The sequence below is a fragment of the Amycolatopsis lexingtonensis genome (assembly GCF_014873755.1).
Taxonomy (GTDB): Bacteria; Actinomycetota; Actinomycetes; order Mycobacteriales; family Pseudonocardiaceae; genus Amycolatopsis; species Amycolatopsis lexingtonensis.
In genome coordinates this window covers 8,827,210-8,842,096 of record NZ_JADBEG010000001.1, presented here as the reverse complement: position 1 = coordinate 8,842,096, position 14,887 = coordinate 8,827,210, and the positions used below count along the sequence as shown (strand labels likewise).

Genomic DNA, 14,887 nt, shown 5'->3' with positions numbered 1-14,887 from the left:
CTATCCCACCCGAGCGGGTCCCTGTCGTTCCGCGGCAGGGGCCCGCTCCCCTTTTGCCAGCAGCCGCCGCCCGTACGCGATGGACGGCTGCTCGACCCACTTCCGCAGGCCGCACGCGAAGAGCAGCGCGACGGCGGAGGTCGCGACCGCCTTGCCCAAGCCGGTCGGGAACAGTAGGCCGGTCACGCCCGCCGCGCCCGTCTGGGCCAGGTAGAGCGCGTAGGACCGGTCTCCGATGAACGTCAGCACCCGGCTCGAGAGCACCCGCCGGACCGGGCCCGCCGAGACCACCGCGGCGAGCAGCAGGGCCGCGCCCACCGCGTAGACCGGGACGACGAACTGCCAGTGCCCGCCGAACGTCCTCCCCAGCGGCTTCACCGAAAGCTGGAGGGCACCGAACCCGAGCGCCACCAGCACCGCCGCGGCCGGGCTGGTCAGTGGCCGCAGCACCGCGAACCCGCGCGGGTGGTGCAACACCAGTGCGAGCAGGCAGCCGACGACCAGCGAGCCGTAGTGCACCGACAGGCTCGCCCACTGGTGCGACGGCGCCAGCGGCAGCACCCCGAGCACGAACCCCACCGCACCCGCGCCGATCAGCAGGCGCAGCGCGGTCTTGCCCGTCTTCGCGAACGACGTCAGCACGAGCAGCACGGGCCAGCCGAGGTAGAACTTCTCCTCCACGCTCAGCGACCACGACGTCGGGTACGGCGTGTTGAAGTCGACGACCTCGTTGAGGAAGGTCAGGTAGTACGGCATCGCGTCGGCGAGCCGGCTGCTCCCATACGTCCCGGCGAGCGTCACCGCCAGCGCCGTCAGGCCGAGCAGGAGGAAGTACACCGGCAGGATGCGGAAAACTCTTCGGATATAGAAGCCGCGCAACGAAATCCGGCCGGTGCGGTCCTCTTCGCGCAACGCCAGCGTCGTGATCAGGAAGCCGGACAGCACGAAGAACAGCTGGACGGCGATCCAGCCCTGCAGCCGGTCGAGGGCCGGGCCGCCGTAGTGGAAGAACACGACGGCCAGCGCGGCGAGCGCGCGCAGGCCGGTCAAACCGGGGAACCACGACGACGACCGGTACGCGTCGTGGTCGAGGGGCCGCCAAGAGATGATCATGCCCGCAGCGTCGGCCGCGGACGCTGAACGGGACCTGAAGCTGGCTTAAGACCTCTTCAGCTCCGGGAGGCGGACGACGAACCGGCTCCCCGCCTCGACCTCCGCCGTGCCGCCGTGGGCGCGCGCGATGTCCGCGACGATCGCCAGGCCCAGGCCCGACCCACCGTCGTCGCGGGCCCGGGCGTCGTCGAGGCGGACGAATCGGTCGAACACGCGCCGGCGGTCCGCTTCGGGGACGCCGGGGCCGTCGTCGGTGACCGACAGCACCACCCATCCGTCCACAGCGGACACCTCGACGACGACCCGGGACACGGCGTGCCGCCGCGCGTTGTCGACGAGGTTGCGGACCAGCCGTTCCAGCCGCGACCGCTGCCCGCTGACCACGGGCGCCCCGGTGACCTCGATCTCGGCGTGCCCGGCCGCGACGGCTTCGACCACTTCGGACAGTGCCACGGGTTCGAGCCGGTCGGGGCCGGCGTGGTCGAGCTTGCCGAGCAGCACGAGGTCGGCGACGAGGTCCTGCAGCCGGGTGACGTCGAGCAGCGCGTTCTCGCAGGCGTGCCGCCAGTCGAGCCGGTCCGGGTGCGCGAGCAGGACCTCGAGCTGGGTCCGCAGCGACGCGAGCGGCGTGCGCAGCTCGTGCGACGCGTCGGAGGTGAAGCGGCTCTGCCGGGTGACGGCCTCGTCGAGCCGGGCGAGCATGCCGTTCATCGTCCCGGCCAGCCGCGCGATCTCGTCACCGCTGCGCGGGGACGGCACCCGGCGGCCCAGGTCGTGCGCGCCGATCTCGGCGACCTCGCCGCGGATGGCCTCGACCGGCCGCAGCGCCCGGCGGACAGCGAGCCACGCGATGACGCCGATGAGCAGCGCGACCGCGGGGACACCGAACGTGAGGACGGTCCGGACGGAGTCGACGGCCGCCTGGCCTTCGGGATCGACCTGCGCACCGGCGTAGACCTGGTACTTGCTGTCGCCGCTGGTGGCGTGGACGACGTGCAGGACCAGGTCGTCGTCGAGCCCGCGCAGTTCGGGAGCGCACCCCACCGACCGCCGGTCGGCGCGGTCGAACTCGTACGGCCGCAAGGTGATGTCGCTGTCGTACACTGTAAGGCCGGCCCCGCGCAGCACGGGACAGGACGCGACGGAAGCGCCCGTGCGGTCGACGACCTCGTAGATCGAATCCCGCACGAGCAGCGTCAGGTCACCGGGCGCGGCACCGGTGTTGAGCAGCTGCACGATCGCGACGGCGTGAGCATCGGCGAGCTGCGCGGCGGTGTCCCGGAGGCGGCTTTCCGCCTGGAGCACGAACCACACGGCAACCGCCCCGAGCGCCACGGCCGAGGCGACGAAGGCCGTGACCGCGACGCGAAAGCGGGTCGAGCGGAAGAACTTAGGCACTCGCGCTCACCACGTGGTACCCGGCCCCGCGGACCGTCCGGATGGTTTCGGCGCCGAGCTTGCGCCGCAACGCGCTGACGTGCACCTCGACGAGGTTGGCGGTAGCGGAAGCGGCGAAGTCCCAGAGATTGTCGAGCAGCTCGGCCTTGGTGACAACCTGCCCCGGCCGCTGCATGAGGTAGGCGAGCAAGGCGAACTCCTTGCTGGTGAGCGCGATGTCGGCCCCACGAAGCCGGCAGGTCCGCCCGGCCTGATCCAGCTCGAGTTCCCCAAGCCTGAGCACCCCCGGCCGGGTGGCACCACCCCGCCGGATGAGCGCCCGCAGCCGCGAGAGCAAAACGCCGTAGGAGAAGGGCTTGGGCAGAAAATCATCGGCCCCGGTATCGAGCGCCTCGATCTCGTCGTCTTCGCCGTCCTTGGCGGTGAGCATGAGGATCGGCGTGCTGTTCCCCTGCTCCCGCAACCGCCGGCAGACGCGGTACCCGTTCAGCCCGGGCAGCATGATGTCGAGGACGATCGCCGAGTAAGGATGTTCCCCAGCCAGCCAAAGCGCGTCCCGCCCGTTGTGCGCGACATCGACGGCATACCCCTCGGCGCCCAACCCGGCCCGCAGCGCCTCGGCGAGCCGCCGCTCATCCTCGACGAGCAAGATCCGCATCGCGCAACGATGCCACAGCGACCGGGGCACAAAGGGGCGACCCGCTCAACCAGCCTGGGGGTCACTGGGAGCGGGTCGCCGATACCCAGCTTAGAGGTCTTTGCACGACTTCGCTGCACCGGGTCGCCAAGTCGAACGAATTCTTTACCAAGTTGATCTGTCCTGTCCCGGAAACCCTCAGGTCACGACACTCATCGGTTGCGGAACGTGACGAAGGTCGCTCCGGCCGGGTTCGGGAGTTCCGTGCGCGCGACCGCCACCGGTAGGGCAGGATGACGCCGCATCAGCGGGGAACGTTAGGGGACGGTATGCACGACGGCAGTGGCCGGATTGTGGTGCAGAACCTGAGCAAGCAGTTCGGCGCGGTGAACGCGGTGCAGAACCTCAGCTTCACGGTCGAACCCGGGTCGGTGACGGGCTTCCTCGGCCCGAACGGCGCCGGGAAGACGACGACGTTGCGCATGCTGCTCGGGTTGGTGACGCCCACGTCCGGGACGGCGACGATCAACGGGCGGCCGCACTCGCAGCTGGGGAATCCGGCGCGGGTGGTCGGCTCGGTTCTGGAAAACGAAGGTTTCCACCCGGGCCGGACGGCCCGCAACCACCTCCGCGTCTACGCGGCGGCGATCGGCGTGCCGGACCGGCGCGCGGACGAGGTGCTCGGCCTGGTGGGCCTGGGCAGCGCCGCAGACCGGAAGGCGGGCGGGTTCTCGCTCGGCATGCGGCAGCGGCTGGCGCTCGCCACCGCGCTGCTCGGTGACCCGCAGGTGCTGGTGCTGGACGAGCCGACGAACGGGCTCGACCCCGAGGGCATCCTGTGGCTGCGGAACTTCCTGCGGTCCTACGCGCGGGAGCAGCGGCGGACCGTGCTGGTGTCGAGTCACCTGCTGAACGAGGTCGAGCAGCTGATCGACCAGGTCGTGATCATCAGCCAGGGCGTCACGCGCTACTTCGGCCCGCTGGAGCAGCTGCGCAAGAGCCAGCAGTCGCGGGTGCTGGTGCAGCCGGCGGATCCGTCGGCGCTCGTGAAGGCGTTGCAGGAGAACGGCATCACCGGGGTTTCGCCGACGCCGGACGGCCGGGTCGCGGTCGCCGGGTCGAGTGTCCAGCAGATCGGTGACATCGCGGCGAAGGCCGGGATCGCGGTCTACGGGATGCAGGAGGACCACGCCGACCTGGAGCGGATGTTCTTCCAGCTGACGCAGGGCCAGTACGCCGGTGCGCCGGGTTACCCGCCGCAGCCGCAGTACCAGGGCCCGCCGCCGGGTTACCCGCCGCAGCAGTACCCGCCTTCGGGCCCGCAGCAGCAACAGCAGCAGTACTGGGGAGGACCGCAGCAGTGATGGGCAACCTGATCAAAGCGGAGTTCCGCAAGACGCTGTCGCTGAACACCTGGTGGGTGCTGCTGATCCCGCTGGCGCTGGTGGCGTTCTGGCTGACGTTCGTCTGGGGCAAGATCACCAACGACTTCGCGGACTTCATCGGCTCGAGCGACGCCCGTGAGGTCGCGGGCGCGGTCGGCCTGGACGCGAGCAAGCTGCCGGTCGGGCTGCTGGCGTTCGCGCACGGCGTGAACATCGCGCAGCTCATCCCCGGCTTGTTCGGGGTTTTCGCGCTGGCGGGCGAGTACCGCAGCAAGACGATCACGACGACGTTCCTGACCGCGCCGAACCGGATCGCGGCGCTGACCGCGAAGATGCTCACCTACGTGGCGTGGGGCGCGATCTACGGCCTGGTGAGCTTCGGCGTCTCGGCGGTCGCGGTGATGGCTTCGGTCGACTCCGGCCGGTGGCCCAGCGCGGGCCAGTGGCTGGCCGCGCTCGGCGGGACGATCCTGGCCTCGGTGCTGGTGACGTTGTTCGGCATCGGGTTCGGCGCGGTGCTGCGCAGCGTGCCGCTCGCCGTGGTGCTGTTCCTGGTGTGGTTCCTGATCGTGGAGAACGTGCTGGTCATCGCGCTCTGGGGCCCGGTCGACATCCTGGGCGGGATCCTGCCGAACGGCACGGCCAACGGGATCGTGGGCGGCATCGCGGCGGACGCGTTCGGGATCAACACGCTCAACCTGCCGGGCGGGGTCGACCACTGGTCGCAGCTGGGCCTGCAGCTCGCGGCGGGCGCGCCGGGCGTGATCTCGTGGTGGGCGTCGGCGCTGATCTTCTTCGCCTGGACGATGCTGTTCTTCGGCCTCGGCTGGCTGGGCAACCAGAAGCGCGACATCACCTGATTTTCACTCGTTCGTGAAGGCCATCCCGAGTTGCTCGGGGTGGCCTTCACGGCGTTCGCGGAAATAAATTGTCGGTGGCGGCGCTTACTGTCCTGACGTGACCACCGCTCCGCCCCGCTCCCGTCAAGAGCTCCCACCAGCCGAGACCGTCGGCTGGGTCCGCCGGCTGTCCGCCGCGGTGTGGGAGCACCGCGCGCTCGTCGTGCTCTCGCTGACCGCCGCCGTCTTCAGCGTCGGCGTGCAGGCCGTGAGCCCGCTGCTGGTGCGCACGGCGGTGGACGACGCGGTGGCGGGGCGGACCGGCGGGCTGCCCGCGGTCGCGGTCTTCCTGATTTCGTTGCAGCTGGTGGCGTTCGGCACCGCGTTCGTGCGCCGGTACGTCGGCGGGAAGCTCGCCCTCGGCGTCCAGCACGACCTGCGGCAGCGGGTCTTCAACGCGGTTTCGCGGCTGGACGGCGGCAAGCAGGACGCGATGCGGACCGGCCAGATCGTCTCGCGCGCGATCTCCGACCTGCAGCTGGTCACCGGGATCCTGATGCAGATCCCGGTGTCCTTCGGTTCGGTGCTCTTCGCACTGCTTTCGTTCGCGGCGATGCTGTGGCTGTCCCCGGTGCTGACGCTGATCGCGCTGGTCGTCACGCCCGCGGTCGGCATCATCGTGGCGCGCGGCCGCAAACGGCTCTTCCCGGCGACGTGGTCGGCGCAGCAGCGCGCGGGCGACGTCGCGCAGCAGGTCGAGGAGACCGTCACCGGCGTCCGCGTGGTCAAGGGTTTCGGCCAGGAGGCGCGGGAAGTCGGGCGGCTGCAAGCGACCGCGCGCAAGTTGTTCGCGGAGCGGCTTCGCGCGGCGAGGCTGTCGGCGGTACCGACGGCGACGACCGCGTCCCTGCCCGCCGCCGGCCAGGTCGCGGTGCTCGGCATCGGCGGCGTCCTCGCCATGAACGGTGCCATCACCCTCGGCACGTTCCTCGCCTTCGCGACCTACCTCGCGACGCTGGTCGGGCCGGCGCGGATGCTGTCCAGCCTGGTCGTGCAGGCCCAGCTGACCCGGGCCGGCGCCGAGCGCGTGTACGAGCTGATCGACGCGCAACCGGAGGTCGTCGACGCGCCGGACGCGCGACCGCTGCCGGATGGCCCGCTGGGCGTGGAGCTCGACGCCGTGCGCTTCGGGTACACGCGCAGCGATCCGGTGCTGAACGGGCTTTCGGTCACCGCGCACCCGGGCGAGACCCTCGCGCTGGTCGGCACCGCGGGCTCGGGGAAGTCCACGATCTCGCTGCTGCTGCCGCGGTTCTACGACGTGCACGCGGGCGCGGTGCGCGTCGGCGGCCTCGACGTCCGGGATGTGCCCATGCGGCAGCTGCGCCAGGCGATCGGCGTGGTGTTCGAAGAGGCGTTCCTGTTCTCCACGTCGATCCGGGACAACATCGCGTACGGCAGGCCGGACGCGAGCGACGAGGAGGTCTTCGCCGCCGCGCGCGCGGCGGAGGCGGACGAGTTCATCCGCGCGCTGCCGGAGGGCTACGAAACGCTGGTCGGCGAACGCGGGCTGACGCTCTCGGGCGGCCAGCGGCAGCGGCTCGGGCTGGCCAGGGCACTGATCACCGACCCGCGGATCCTGATCCTCGACGACGCCACCTCCGCGATCGACACCGTGACGGAAGCCGCGATCTACGACACCTTGCGCGCGGTCACAGCGAGCCGGACGACGCTGCTGATCGCGCACCGCCGCTCGACACTCGCGCTGGCCGACCGGATCGCGGTGCTGGACGACGGCCACGTCGTCGACGTCGGCACCGAAGCCGAGCTGATGGCGCGCTGCCCGCTGTTCCGCGAGCTGATCGCGGGCCCGGGCGACGGCGTCGAGGAGAAGCACCGGTGCGAGGGCCTGGATCGCGACCCGGAGGGGGTCACGCCGGCGCTGTGGCCGCGCGACGAAGACCGCGACGAAGTCGACGAGCTGGCCGACGCGGCGCGCCTGCGCAGCGGCGACCCGAACAGCAGCGGCTTCGTCGGCCGCGGCGGCGCCGGCCTCGACATGCCGCCGACCCCGGAACTGATCGAGGGCGTCCGGCGGCTCCCCCCGGCCGTCGACGAGCCGCGGCTGTCCGATGTGGACGTCACGGCCCCCGACCCCGGCTTCCGGCTGGCCCGGCTGCTGCGGCCGGTCCGCTGGCCGCTGGCGGTGGTGATCGGGCTGGTGGCGGCGGACGCGCTGGCGTCGATCGCGCTGCCGGCGCTGTACCAGTTCGGGGTCGACCACGGCGTCCGCACGGGCGTCGAATGGCTCGTCTGGCTGGCGGCGGGCATCGGCGCGCTGGTGATCGCGGCCGACTGGCTGGTCGTGTTCGCGCAGACCCGGCTGACCTCGCGGGTCGGCGAGACGGTGCTGTACTCGCTGCGCGTCCGCAGCTACGCGCACCTGCAGCGGCTCGGGCTCGACTACTACGAGCGGGAGCTGTCCGGGAAGATCATGACCCGGATGACCACGGACGTCGACGCGCTCTCGACGTTCCTGCAGACCGGCCTCGCCACGGCGGTGGTCAGCGCGCTGACCCTGGCCGGGATCGCGGTCGCGCTGCTGGTCACCGACGCCGGGCTGGCGCTGTTCGCGCTGGCCATGATGCCGGTGCTGGCGGTGGCCACGGTGATCTTCCGGCGGGCGGCGTCGAAGGCGTACAACGAGGCACGCGAGCGGGTCAGCGTCGTCAACGCGGACATGCAGGAGAACGTCAGCGGGCTGCGCGTCACGCAGGCGTACTCGCGCGAAGACCGTTCCGCGGAGGCGTTCGCCTCGCTGAGCGACTCGTACCGGCGCTCGCGGCTGCGGGCCCAGCAGTACGTCGCGACGTACTTCCCGCTGGTGGCGCTGCTGTCCGACCTGGCGACCACGACGGTGCTGGTGGTGGGCGCGAACCGCGTCGCGGCGGGCACGCTGTCGGCCGGCGTGCTGCTGGCGTTCCTGCTGTACCTGCAGCAGTTCTTCTCCCCGATCCAGCAGCTGTCGTCGGTGTTCGACGGCTACCAGCAGGCCCGGGTGGGCCTCGGCCGCATCGGCGACCTGCTGCGCACGCCGACGTCGGTCGCGGCGGCCGAGCGTTCCGTCGCGGTCCCGGACCGGCTGCGCGGCGAGGTGGCGTTCAAGGACGTCGACTTCTCCTACACCGGCGTCGAGGCGAAGGCGCTGGAGCAGTTCTCGCTGGACGTCGGCGCCGGTGAGACGATCGCGCTGGTCGGCGCGACCGGCGCCGGGAAGTCGACGGTCGTGAAGCTGGTCGCGCGCTACTACGACGTCACCGGCGGCGAGGTCCGGATCGACGGCACGGACGTCCGCGAGTACGACCTGCCCAGCCTGCGCCGCCGGATGGGCGTGGTCCCGCAGGAGGCCCACCTGTTCTCGGGCACGGTGGCCGACAACGTCCGCTACGGCCGCCCGACGGCCTCGGACGCGGAGGTCGAGGCGGCCGTCCGCGCGGTGGGCGCGTTCGACGGCGTCGCGGCGCTGCCGGCGGGGTTCCTGCAGCCGGTGGGCGAACGCGGCCGCTCGCTGTCGGCGGGCCAGCGCCAGCTGGTGGCACTGGCCCGGGCGGAGCTGGTGGACCCGGACGTCCTGCTGCTGGACGAGGCAACGGCGGCCCTGGACCCCTCGACGGAGGCAGCGGTCCTGCGCGCGACGGAGACGGTGGCCCGCCGCCGCACGACGTTCGTGGTGGCCCACCGCCTGGCAACCGCGGCCCGCGCGGACCGCATCGTGGTGCTGGACCACGGCCGCATCGTCGAGACGGGAACCCACGAAGAGCTCCTGGCGGCGAAGGGCCACTACGCGAGGCTGTGGGCCCTGGGCTGAACACCGAAAGTGCGTGGCCGGACGCTCGAGGCGCTGGGAGCATGGCAGGCATGTTCGAAGAGAAGCGCGTCCCCGACCGGCAGGTCCGAGCAGCACAGACCGAGACGACCGTCCGCGTCTACCAGGCGTGCTCACCCGCCGTCGCCGACGCCGCGCTCGAGAAACAGACCTTCACCGAACCGGACCACAGCACGATCTGGCTCGACCCCTCGTTCCGCTGGGCGGCCTACGACAGCGGCAACGGAAGCAAACCCGGCCACGAGCGCGTCCTGGCGGTCGACCTCACCCGCGACGGCTTCGAGTGGGCCCTCGCCCACCCGGGCCCGGTGCTCATCCAGTGGGAAGCCGAGCGAGACCTCGACCACACCGCACTGAATTTCGAAGCGCTCCGCCTGGGCCTGACCGGCGAAGCCCTCGCCCGCTACACCGACGAGTGGGTCACCGCCATCACCGACATCACACCGGTGATCCGCGACATCTCCGGCCTGCTGGCGACCGACCAGCTCCACAAGGCGGTCCGCCTCGTCCCCCACGAGCCGCCGTACGAACTCCCCGGAGACCTCGCGAAGGCGATAGGCGCGTCCGCTTAGGGCAGCGCCCGCCACTTCAGCGAGCCCAGCCCGGCCGCCTCGACGTCCGGCCGGGAGGCCCACCGGACCGTCCCCGGGCGGACGTGGACCCCGGCTCCGACCAGCCAGTCCGGCTCGTCGGGCTCGACCCACTCCATCTCCTCGAAGTCGGCCAGCGTGGGCCAGACCGCCTGGCACGAATCGCACCGGAGCACGACCGTCCCGGACTCGGTGACCAGCGGCCGCACCAGGCCCTGGTCCCAGAACGAAGGACATTCGACCAGCCACATCCCTCCAGTGGAACCCGTGGCGGTGAACGTCCGGCGGCAGCCGGGCGAACCGGGCGACAAGACGCCGCGAACCCTGTACCGGGTCCAGCGCTTAAGGTTCCCTTAGCACATCTTGATCGAGTCAGTGACCGATCCCCTAGTGCGCCACGCCTCACACAGGCCGGTTCCATCACATCGCGGTCACCGAGGGGGTTAGCCTGGTAGGCGCATCAGCGGATTCAAGATCGAGATCGAGACGGATAGAGGCGAGCCCCAGCCGTGTCCAGCAGCAGCCCTGCGTCACAGTTCGGCCCCAACGAGTGGCTGGTCGAAGAGATGTACGACCAGTTCCTCGCCGACCCTTCTTCAGTCGATGCCGCATGGCACGACTTCTTCGCGGACTTCAAGCCGACGCAGAACGCGCAGGCCAAGGCGGACAACGCCCGGCAGCAGGCCGAAGCCAAGCCGTCGACCAACGGCCAGGCCGCGCAGCCCTCGGCCAAGGCCGTGCAGAACGCGGAGTCGGCGGCCAAGCAGGCCGCCCCCGCGAAGGCGGCCCCCGCGAAGCCGGCGCCGAAGGCGGCTCCCAAGCCCGCCGCCGCCGCGAAGGCCGAGCCGAAGGCCGACGCGAAGAAGGAAGAGCCGGAGTCGAAGCAGCTGCGCGGTGCCGCGGCCGCCATCGCGAAGAACATGGACGCCTCGCTGAGCGTCCCGACCGCGACCAGCGTGCGCGCGGTCCCGGCCAAGCTGATGGCGGACAACCGCATCGTCATCAACAACCACCTCAAGCGCACGCGCGGCGGCAAGATCTCCTTCACGCACCTCATCGGCTACGCCATGGTGCGGGCGCTGAAGGACTTCCCGAACCTCAACCGGCACTACCAGCAGATCGACGGCAAGCCGTTCGCGGTCACGCCGGAGCACGTCAACTTCGGGCTCGCCATCGACATGAAGGGCAAGGACGGGTCCCGCAACCTCGTCGTGGCCTCGGTCAAGAGCGTCGAGGACATGACGTTCCTGCAGTTCTGGCAGGCCTACGAGGACATCGTCAAGAAGGCGCGCAACAACAAGCTCACCGCGGACGACTTCGCGGGCACCACGATCTCGCTGACCAACCCCGGCGGCATCGGCACCAACCACTCGGTGCCGCGCCTGCAGGCCGGCCAGGGCGCCATCATCGGCGTCGGCGCCATGCAGTACCCGGCGGCGTTCGAGGGCACCAGCGAGAAGACGCTGGTCGACCTCGGCATCAGCAAGATCATGACGCTGACCTCGACCTACGACCACCGCATCATCCAGGGCGCGGAGTCCGGCGAGTTCCTCAAGCGCATCCACCAGCTGCTGCTCGGCGAAGACGGCTTCTACGACGACGTCTTCACCAGCCTGCGCCTGCCGTACGAGCCGATCCGCTGGGTCGCCGACATCCCGGACGGCCCGGTCGACAAGACCGCCCGCGTGATCGAGCTGATCGACGCGTTCCGGATGCGCGGCCACCTGATGGCCGACACCGACCCGCTGAACTACCGCCAGCGCAGCCACGCCGACCTGGACGTCCTGTCCCACGGCCTGACGCTCTGGGACCTCGACCGCGAGTTCCCGGTCGGCGGCTTCGCCGGCCAGGAGCGGATGAAGCTGCGCGACATCCTGGGCGTGCTGCGCAACTCGTACTGCCGCACGGTCGGCATCGAGTACACGCACATCCTCGACCCCGAGGAGCGCCGCTGGATCCAGGAGCGCGTCGAGATCCCGCACGAGAAGCCGGACCCCGCGGTCCAGAAGTACGTGCTCTCGAAGCTGAACGCCGCCGAGGCGTTCGAGACGTTCCTGCAGACCAAGTACGTCGGCCAGAAGCGCTTCTCGCTGGAGGGCGGCGAGACGGCGATCCCGCTGCTCGACACGCTGCTGGACAAGGCCGCCGAGCACGAGCTCGACGAGGTCGTCATCGGCATGCCGCACCGCGGCCGGCTGAACGTCCTGGCCAACATCGTCGGCAAGCCGATCAGCCAGATCTTCCAGGAGTTCGAGGGCAACCTCGACCCGGGCCAGGCGCACGGTTCCGGTGACGTGAAGTACCACCTCGGCGCCGAGGGCAAGTACTTCCGCATGTTCGGCGACGGCGAGACGAAGGTCTCCCTGACCGCGAACCCGTCGCACCTGGAGACCGTGGACCCGGTGCTCGAGGGCATCGTCCGCGCGAAGCAGGACCTCCTGGACAAGGGCGGCGAGGGCTACACCGTGCTGCCGGTCCTGATGCACGGCGACGCGGCCTTCGCGGGCCAGGGCGTCGTCGCCGAGACGCTGAACCTGTCGCTGCTGCGCGGGTACCGCACCGGCGGCACCGTGCACGTGATCGTCAACAACCAGGTCGGCTTCACCACCGCGCCGGAGCACTCGCGCTCGTCGCAGTACGCCACCGACGTCGCGAAGATGATCGGCTCGCCGATCTTCCACGTGAACGGCGACGACCCCGAGGCCGCGCACTGGGTGGCCAAGCTGGCCGTCGAGTACCGGCAGGCGTTCCACAAGGACGTCGTCATCGACCTGATCTGCTACCGCCGCCGCGGCCACAACGAGGGCGACGACCCCTCGATGACGCAGCCGGCGATGTACGACATCATCGACACCAAGCGCTCGGTGCGGAAGACCTACACCGAGTCGCTGATCGGCCGCGGTGACATCTCCGTCGAGGAGGCCGAGGCCGCGCTGCGCGACTTCTCGAGCCAGCTGGAGCACGTCTTCAACGAGGTCCGGGAGCTGGAGAAGCACCCGGCGAAGGCGAGCCCCTCGGTCGAGGAGGAGCAGCAGGTGCCGGCCAAGGTCGCGACGGCCATCACCACGAAGACGCTGGAGCACATCGGCGACGCGTTCGTGAACGTGCCGGAGGGCTTCACGCCGCACCCGCGCGTCAAGCCGGTCATGGAGCGCCGCCACAAGATGTCCCGCGAGGGCGACATCGACTGGGCGTTCGGCGAGCTGCTCGCGTTCGGGTCGCTGGCGATGGAGGGCCGCCTGGTGCGGCTGTCCGGTCAGGACTCCCGCCGCGGCACGTTCACCCAGCGGCACTCGGTGTTCATCGACCGCAAGACCGGCCAGGAGTACGCGCCGCTGCAGAACCTGGCCGACGGCCAGGGCCGCGTGATGATCTACGACTCGGCGCTGTCGGAGTACGCGGCGGTCGGCTTCGAGTACGGCTACTCGGTCGCCAACCCCGAGTCGCTCGTGATGTGGGAAGCGCAGTTCGGTGACTTCGTCAACGGCGCGCAGACCGTCATCGACGAGTACATCTCCTCGGGCGAGGCCAAGTGGGGCCAGCGCTCGGACGTCGTGCTGCTGCTGCCGCACGGCCACGAGGGCCAGGGCCCGGACCACACCTCCGGCCGCATCGAGCGCTTCCTCTCGCTGTGCGCGGAGGGCTCGATGACGGTGGCGGTGCCCTCGACCCCGGCGAACTACTTCCACCTGCTGCGCCGGCACGCCCTCGACGGCATCCAGCGCCCGCTGGTCGTCTTCACGCCGAAGTCGATGCTGCGCAACAAGGCCGCGACGTCTTCGGTCGACGACTTCACCGGCGAGAGCCGGTTCATGTCGGTCATCGACGACACGACGCCGGACCCGGCGCAGATCCGCAAGGTGCTGCTGACCTCCGGGAAGCTGTACTGGGAACTGGTCGCGGAGCGGGCGAAGCGCGAGGCGCACGACGTCGCGATCGTGCGGATCGAGCAGTACTACCCGCTGCCGAAGAAGAAGCTGGTGGCGGCGCTGGAGCGGTACTCGAACGCGCAGCAGGTCGCGTGGGTCCAGGAAGAGCCGGAAAACCAGGGCGCGTGGCCGTTCTTCGGCCTGAACCTGCCCCGGAAGTTCCCGGAGCTGCTCTCGGGCCTGCAGGTCGTCTCGCGCCGCCCGATGGCGGCCCCGTCGGCGGGTTCGTCGAAGGTGCACGAGGTCGAGCAGAAGGCGCTGATCTCGAAGGCGTTCGACTGATCGCTTGAGCCACGGCGAAGGCCCCCGCACCGGAAGTGCGGGGGCCTTCGCCGTTCAGCTGAGCGACTCGGAAGCGGCCTTCGCCAGGCTGTGGGCGTTGCGGCGGCAGCGCTCGATGTTCTTGTCCGAGGTGTCCGCGGCCGTCACGATCACGGTCGCGTCGACGTTGCCCTGGTAAAACCGCACGCCGCACTGCATGGTGCCGCTGCTGTCGTAGTCGACGTCGGCGGCCTTCGTCGCCTTCCCGATCGTCTCGGTGATCGGCTTCGCGCCGCGCTCCACCTCGATGTCGTAGCCGGCCTTCGCGTACCCGGGGCCGTTGCCCGAGCCCGGCTGGTTCGACTTCGCCAGCATCATCGACACCGTGCCGGACGACGAACCCGGCTTCGACCACGAGCAGCTCAGCTGGGACAGCTGGATCTTGTCGTCGGAGGTGGTGGCCGGCTCCGCGGGGGCGTCGCTCGACAGGGGCGGCAGGTTGTTCATCCGGCTGCCGACCTCGCTGCAGAGCGGCAACGACGTGTACTTGTCCGGCTCTCCGCTCGCGGACGTCGTGGGCGGCACGGCCGCGGATCGCTTGTCGTCCGCGGTGAGGAGGAAGAACGCGCCGACGCCCGCCCCGGCCAGGACGAGTACGCCGGCCACGACCAGCACGACCACCAGCGCCGTCTTCCCGCCGGACTTCGGCGGCGGGTAGCCGGGGTACTGCTGCTGGGGGTAGGGCTGCTGCGGGTACGGGTACTGGGGTCCTTGCTGCACGAACCGGACACTAGGCCATTCGTGCGACCGGGGCGGGCGTTTCAGGGCAAACCACCCAGGAGGGCAACC

At 70.5% G+C, this 14,887-nt stretch carries 10 protein-coding genes; 5 read left to right on the top strand and 5 right to left on the bottom strand.

Translation table 11 applies throughout. The features are described 5' to 3' along the window. Genes H4696_RS41260 through H4696_RS41250 form a run of 3 tightly spaced genes read right to left on the bottom strand, consistent with a single transcriptional unit; the run spans nucleotide 1 to nucleotide 3,169 of the window. Complete coding sequence (locus H4696_RS41260; protein ID WP_086856916.1) at nucleotides 1-1,113, bottom strand: acyltransferase family protein; 1,113 nt, start codon at nucleotides 1,111-1,113, stop codon at nucleotides 1-3. A gap of 45 nt (nucleotides 1,114-1,158) precedes the next feature. After that, the gene (locus H4696_RS41255) at nucleotides 1,159-2,511 is read right to left on the bottom strand and encodes a sensor histidine kinase (protein ID WP_086856915.1); all 1,353 of its coding nucleotides are present in this window, start codon (nucleotides 2,509-2,511) and stop codon (nucleotides 1,159-1,161) included. After that, nucleotides 2,504-3,169, bottom strand: a complete 666-nt coding sequence (locus H4696_RS41250; protein ID WP_086856914.1) for a response regulator transcription factor — start codon at nucleotides 3,167-3,169, stop codon at nucleotides 2,504-2,506. The genes H4696_RS41255 and H4696_RS41250 overlap by 8 nt, the downstream gene beginning before the upstream one ends. Before the next feature lie 308 nt (nucleotides 3,170-3,477). Here H4696_RS41250 and H4696_RS41245 point away from each other — a divergent pair, with 308 nt between their 5' ends. The 4 genes from H4696_RS41245 to H4696_RS41230 all read left to right on the top strand — a co-directional run bounded on the left by H4696_RS41245 (nucleotide 3,478) and on the right by H4696_RS41230 (nucleotide 9,830). Further along, a complete protein-coding gene (locus tag H4696_RS41245; protein ID WP_086856913.1) occupies nucleotides 3,478-4,512 on the top strand; it encodes an ABC transporter ATP-binding protein in 1,035 nt (344 codons plus the stop codon). Continuing rightward, the gene (locus tag H4696_RS41240) at nucleotides 4,512-5,393 is read left to right on the top strand and encodes an ABC transporter permease subunit (protein WP_086856912.1); all 882 of its coding nucleotides are present in this window, start codon (nucleotides 4,512-4,514) and stop codon (nucleotides 5,391-5,393) included. Before H4696_RS41245 ends, H4696_RS41240 begins: the two co-directional genes overlap by 1 nt. 97 nt (nucleotides 5,394-5,490) lie before the next feature. After that, on the top strand, nucleotides 5,491-9,240 hold the full coding sequence (locus H4696_RS41235) for an ABC transporter transmembrane domain-containing protein (RefSeq protein WP_086856911.1): 3,750 nt from the start codon (nucleotides 5,491-5,493) through the stop codon (nucleotides 9,238-9,240). Between the two features lie 50 nt (nucleotides 9,241-9,290). After that, nucleotides 9,291-9,830, top strand: coding sequence for a DUF4291 family protein (locus tag H4696_RS41230; RefSeq protein WP_086856910.1), 540 nt, complete (start codon nucleotides 9,291-9,293; stop codon nucleotides 9,828-9,830). On the opposite strand, the gene H4696_RS41225 is transcribed toward H4696_RS41230, so the two are convergent. Further along, nucleotides 9,827-10,099, bottom strand: a complete 273-nt coding sequence (locus H4696_RS41225; RefSeq protein WP_086856909.1) for a hypothetical protein — start codon at nucleotides 10,097-10,099, stop codon at nucleotides 9,827-9,829. The two genes, H4696_RS41230 and H4696_RS41225, sit on opposite strands and share 4 nt — an antisense overlap. Before the next feature lie 258 nt (nucleotides 10,100-10,357). On the opposite strand from H4696_RS41225, the gene H4696_RS41220 reads away from it, so the two are divergent. Then, nucleotides 10,358-14,059 carry a multifunctional oxoglutarate decarboxylase/oxoglutarate dehydrogenase thiamine pyrophosphate-binding subunit/dihydrolipoyllysine-residue succinyltransferase subunit gene (locus H4696_RS41220; protein ID WP_192782807.1) on the top strand — a complete coding sequence of 1,234 codons (3,702 nt, stop codon included), beginning with the start codon at nucleotides 10,358-10,360 and terminating at the stop codon, nucleotides 14,057-14,059. A gap of 54 nt (nucleotides 14,060-14,113) precedes the next feature. On the opposite strand, the gene H4696_RS41215 is transcribed toward H4696_RS41220, so the two are convergent. Further along, a complete protein-coding gene (locus H4696_RS41215) occupies nucleotides 14,114-14,818 on the bottom strand; it encodes a hypothetical protein (RefSeq protein WP_086856906.1) in 705 nt (234 codons plus the stop codon). Nucleotides 14,819-14,887 lie beyond the last annotated feature (69 nt).

Bases quoted from the DNA above. Each gene is read 5' to 3' on its own strand.
- H4696_RS41260 (WP_086856916.1), bottom strand. From the start codon at position 1,113: ATGATCATCTCTTGGCGGCCCCTCGACCACGACGCGTACCGGTCGTCG.
- H4696_RS41250 (WP_086856914.1), bottom strand. From the start codon at position 3,169: ATGCGGATCTTGCTCGTCGAGGATGAGCGGCGGCTCGCCGAGGCGCTG.
- H4696_RS41245 (WP_086856913.1), top strand. From the start codon at position 3,478: ATGCACGACGGCAGTGGCCGGATTGTGGTGCAGAACCTGAGCAAGCAG.
- H4696_RS41240 (WP_086856912.1), top strand. From the start codon at position 4,512: ATGGGCAACCTGATCAAAGCGGAGTTCCGCAAGACGCTGTCGCTGAAC.
- H4696_RS41230 (WP_086856910.1), top strand. From the start codon at position 9,291: ATGTTCGAAGAGAAGCGCGTCCCCGACCGGCAGGTCCGAGCAGCACAG.
- H4696_RS41225 (WP_086856909.1), bottom strand. From the start codon at position 10,099: ATGTGGCTGGTCGAATGTCCTTCGTTCTGGGACCAGGGCCTGGTGCGG.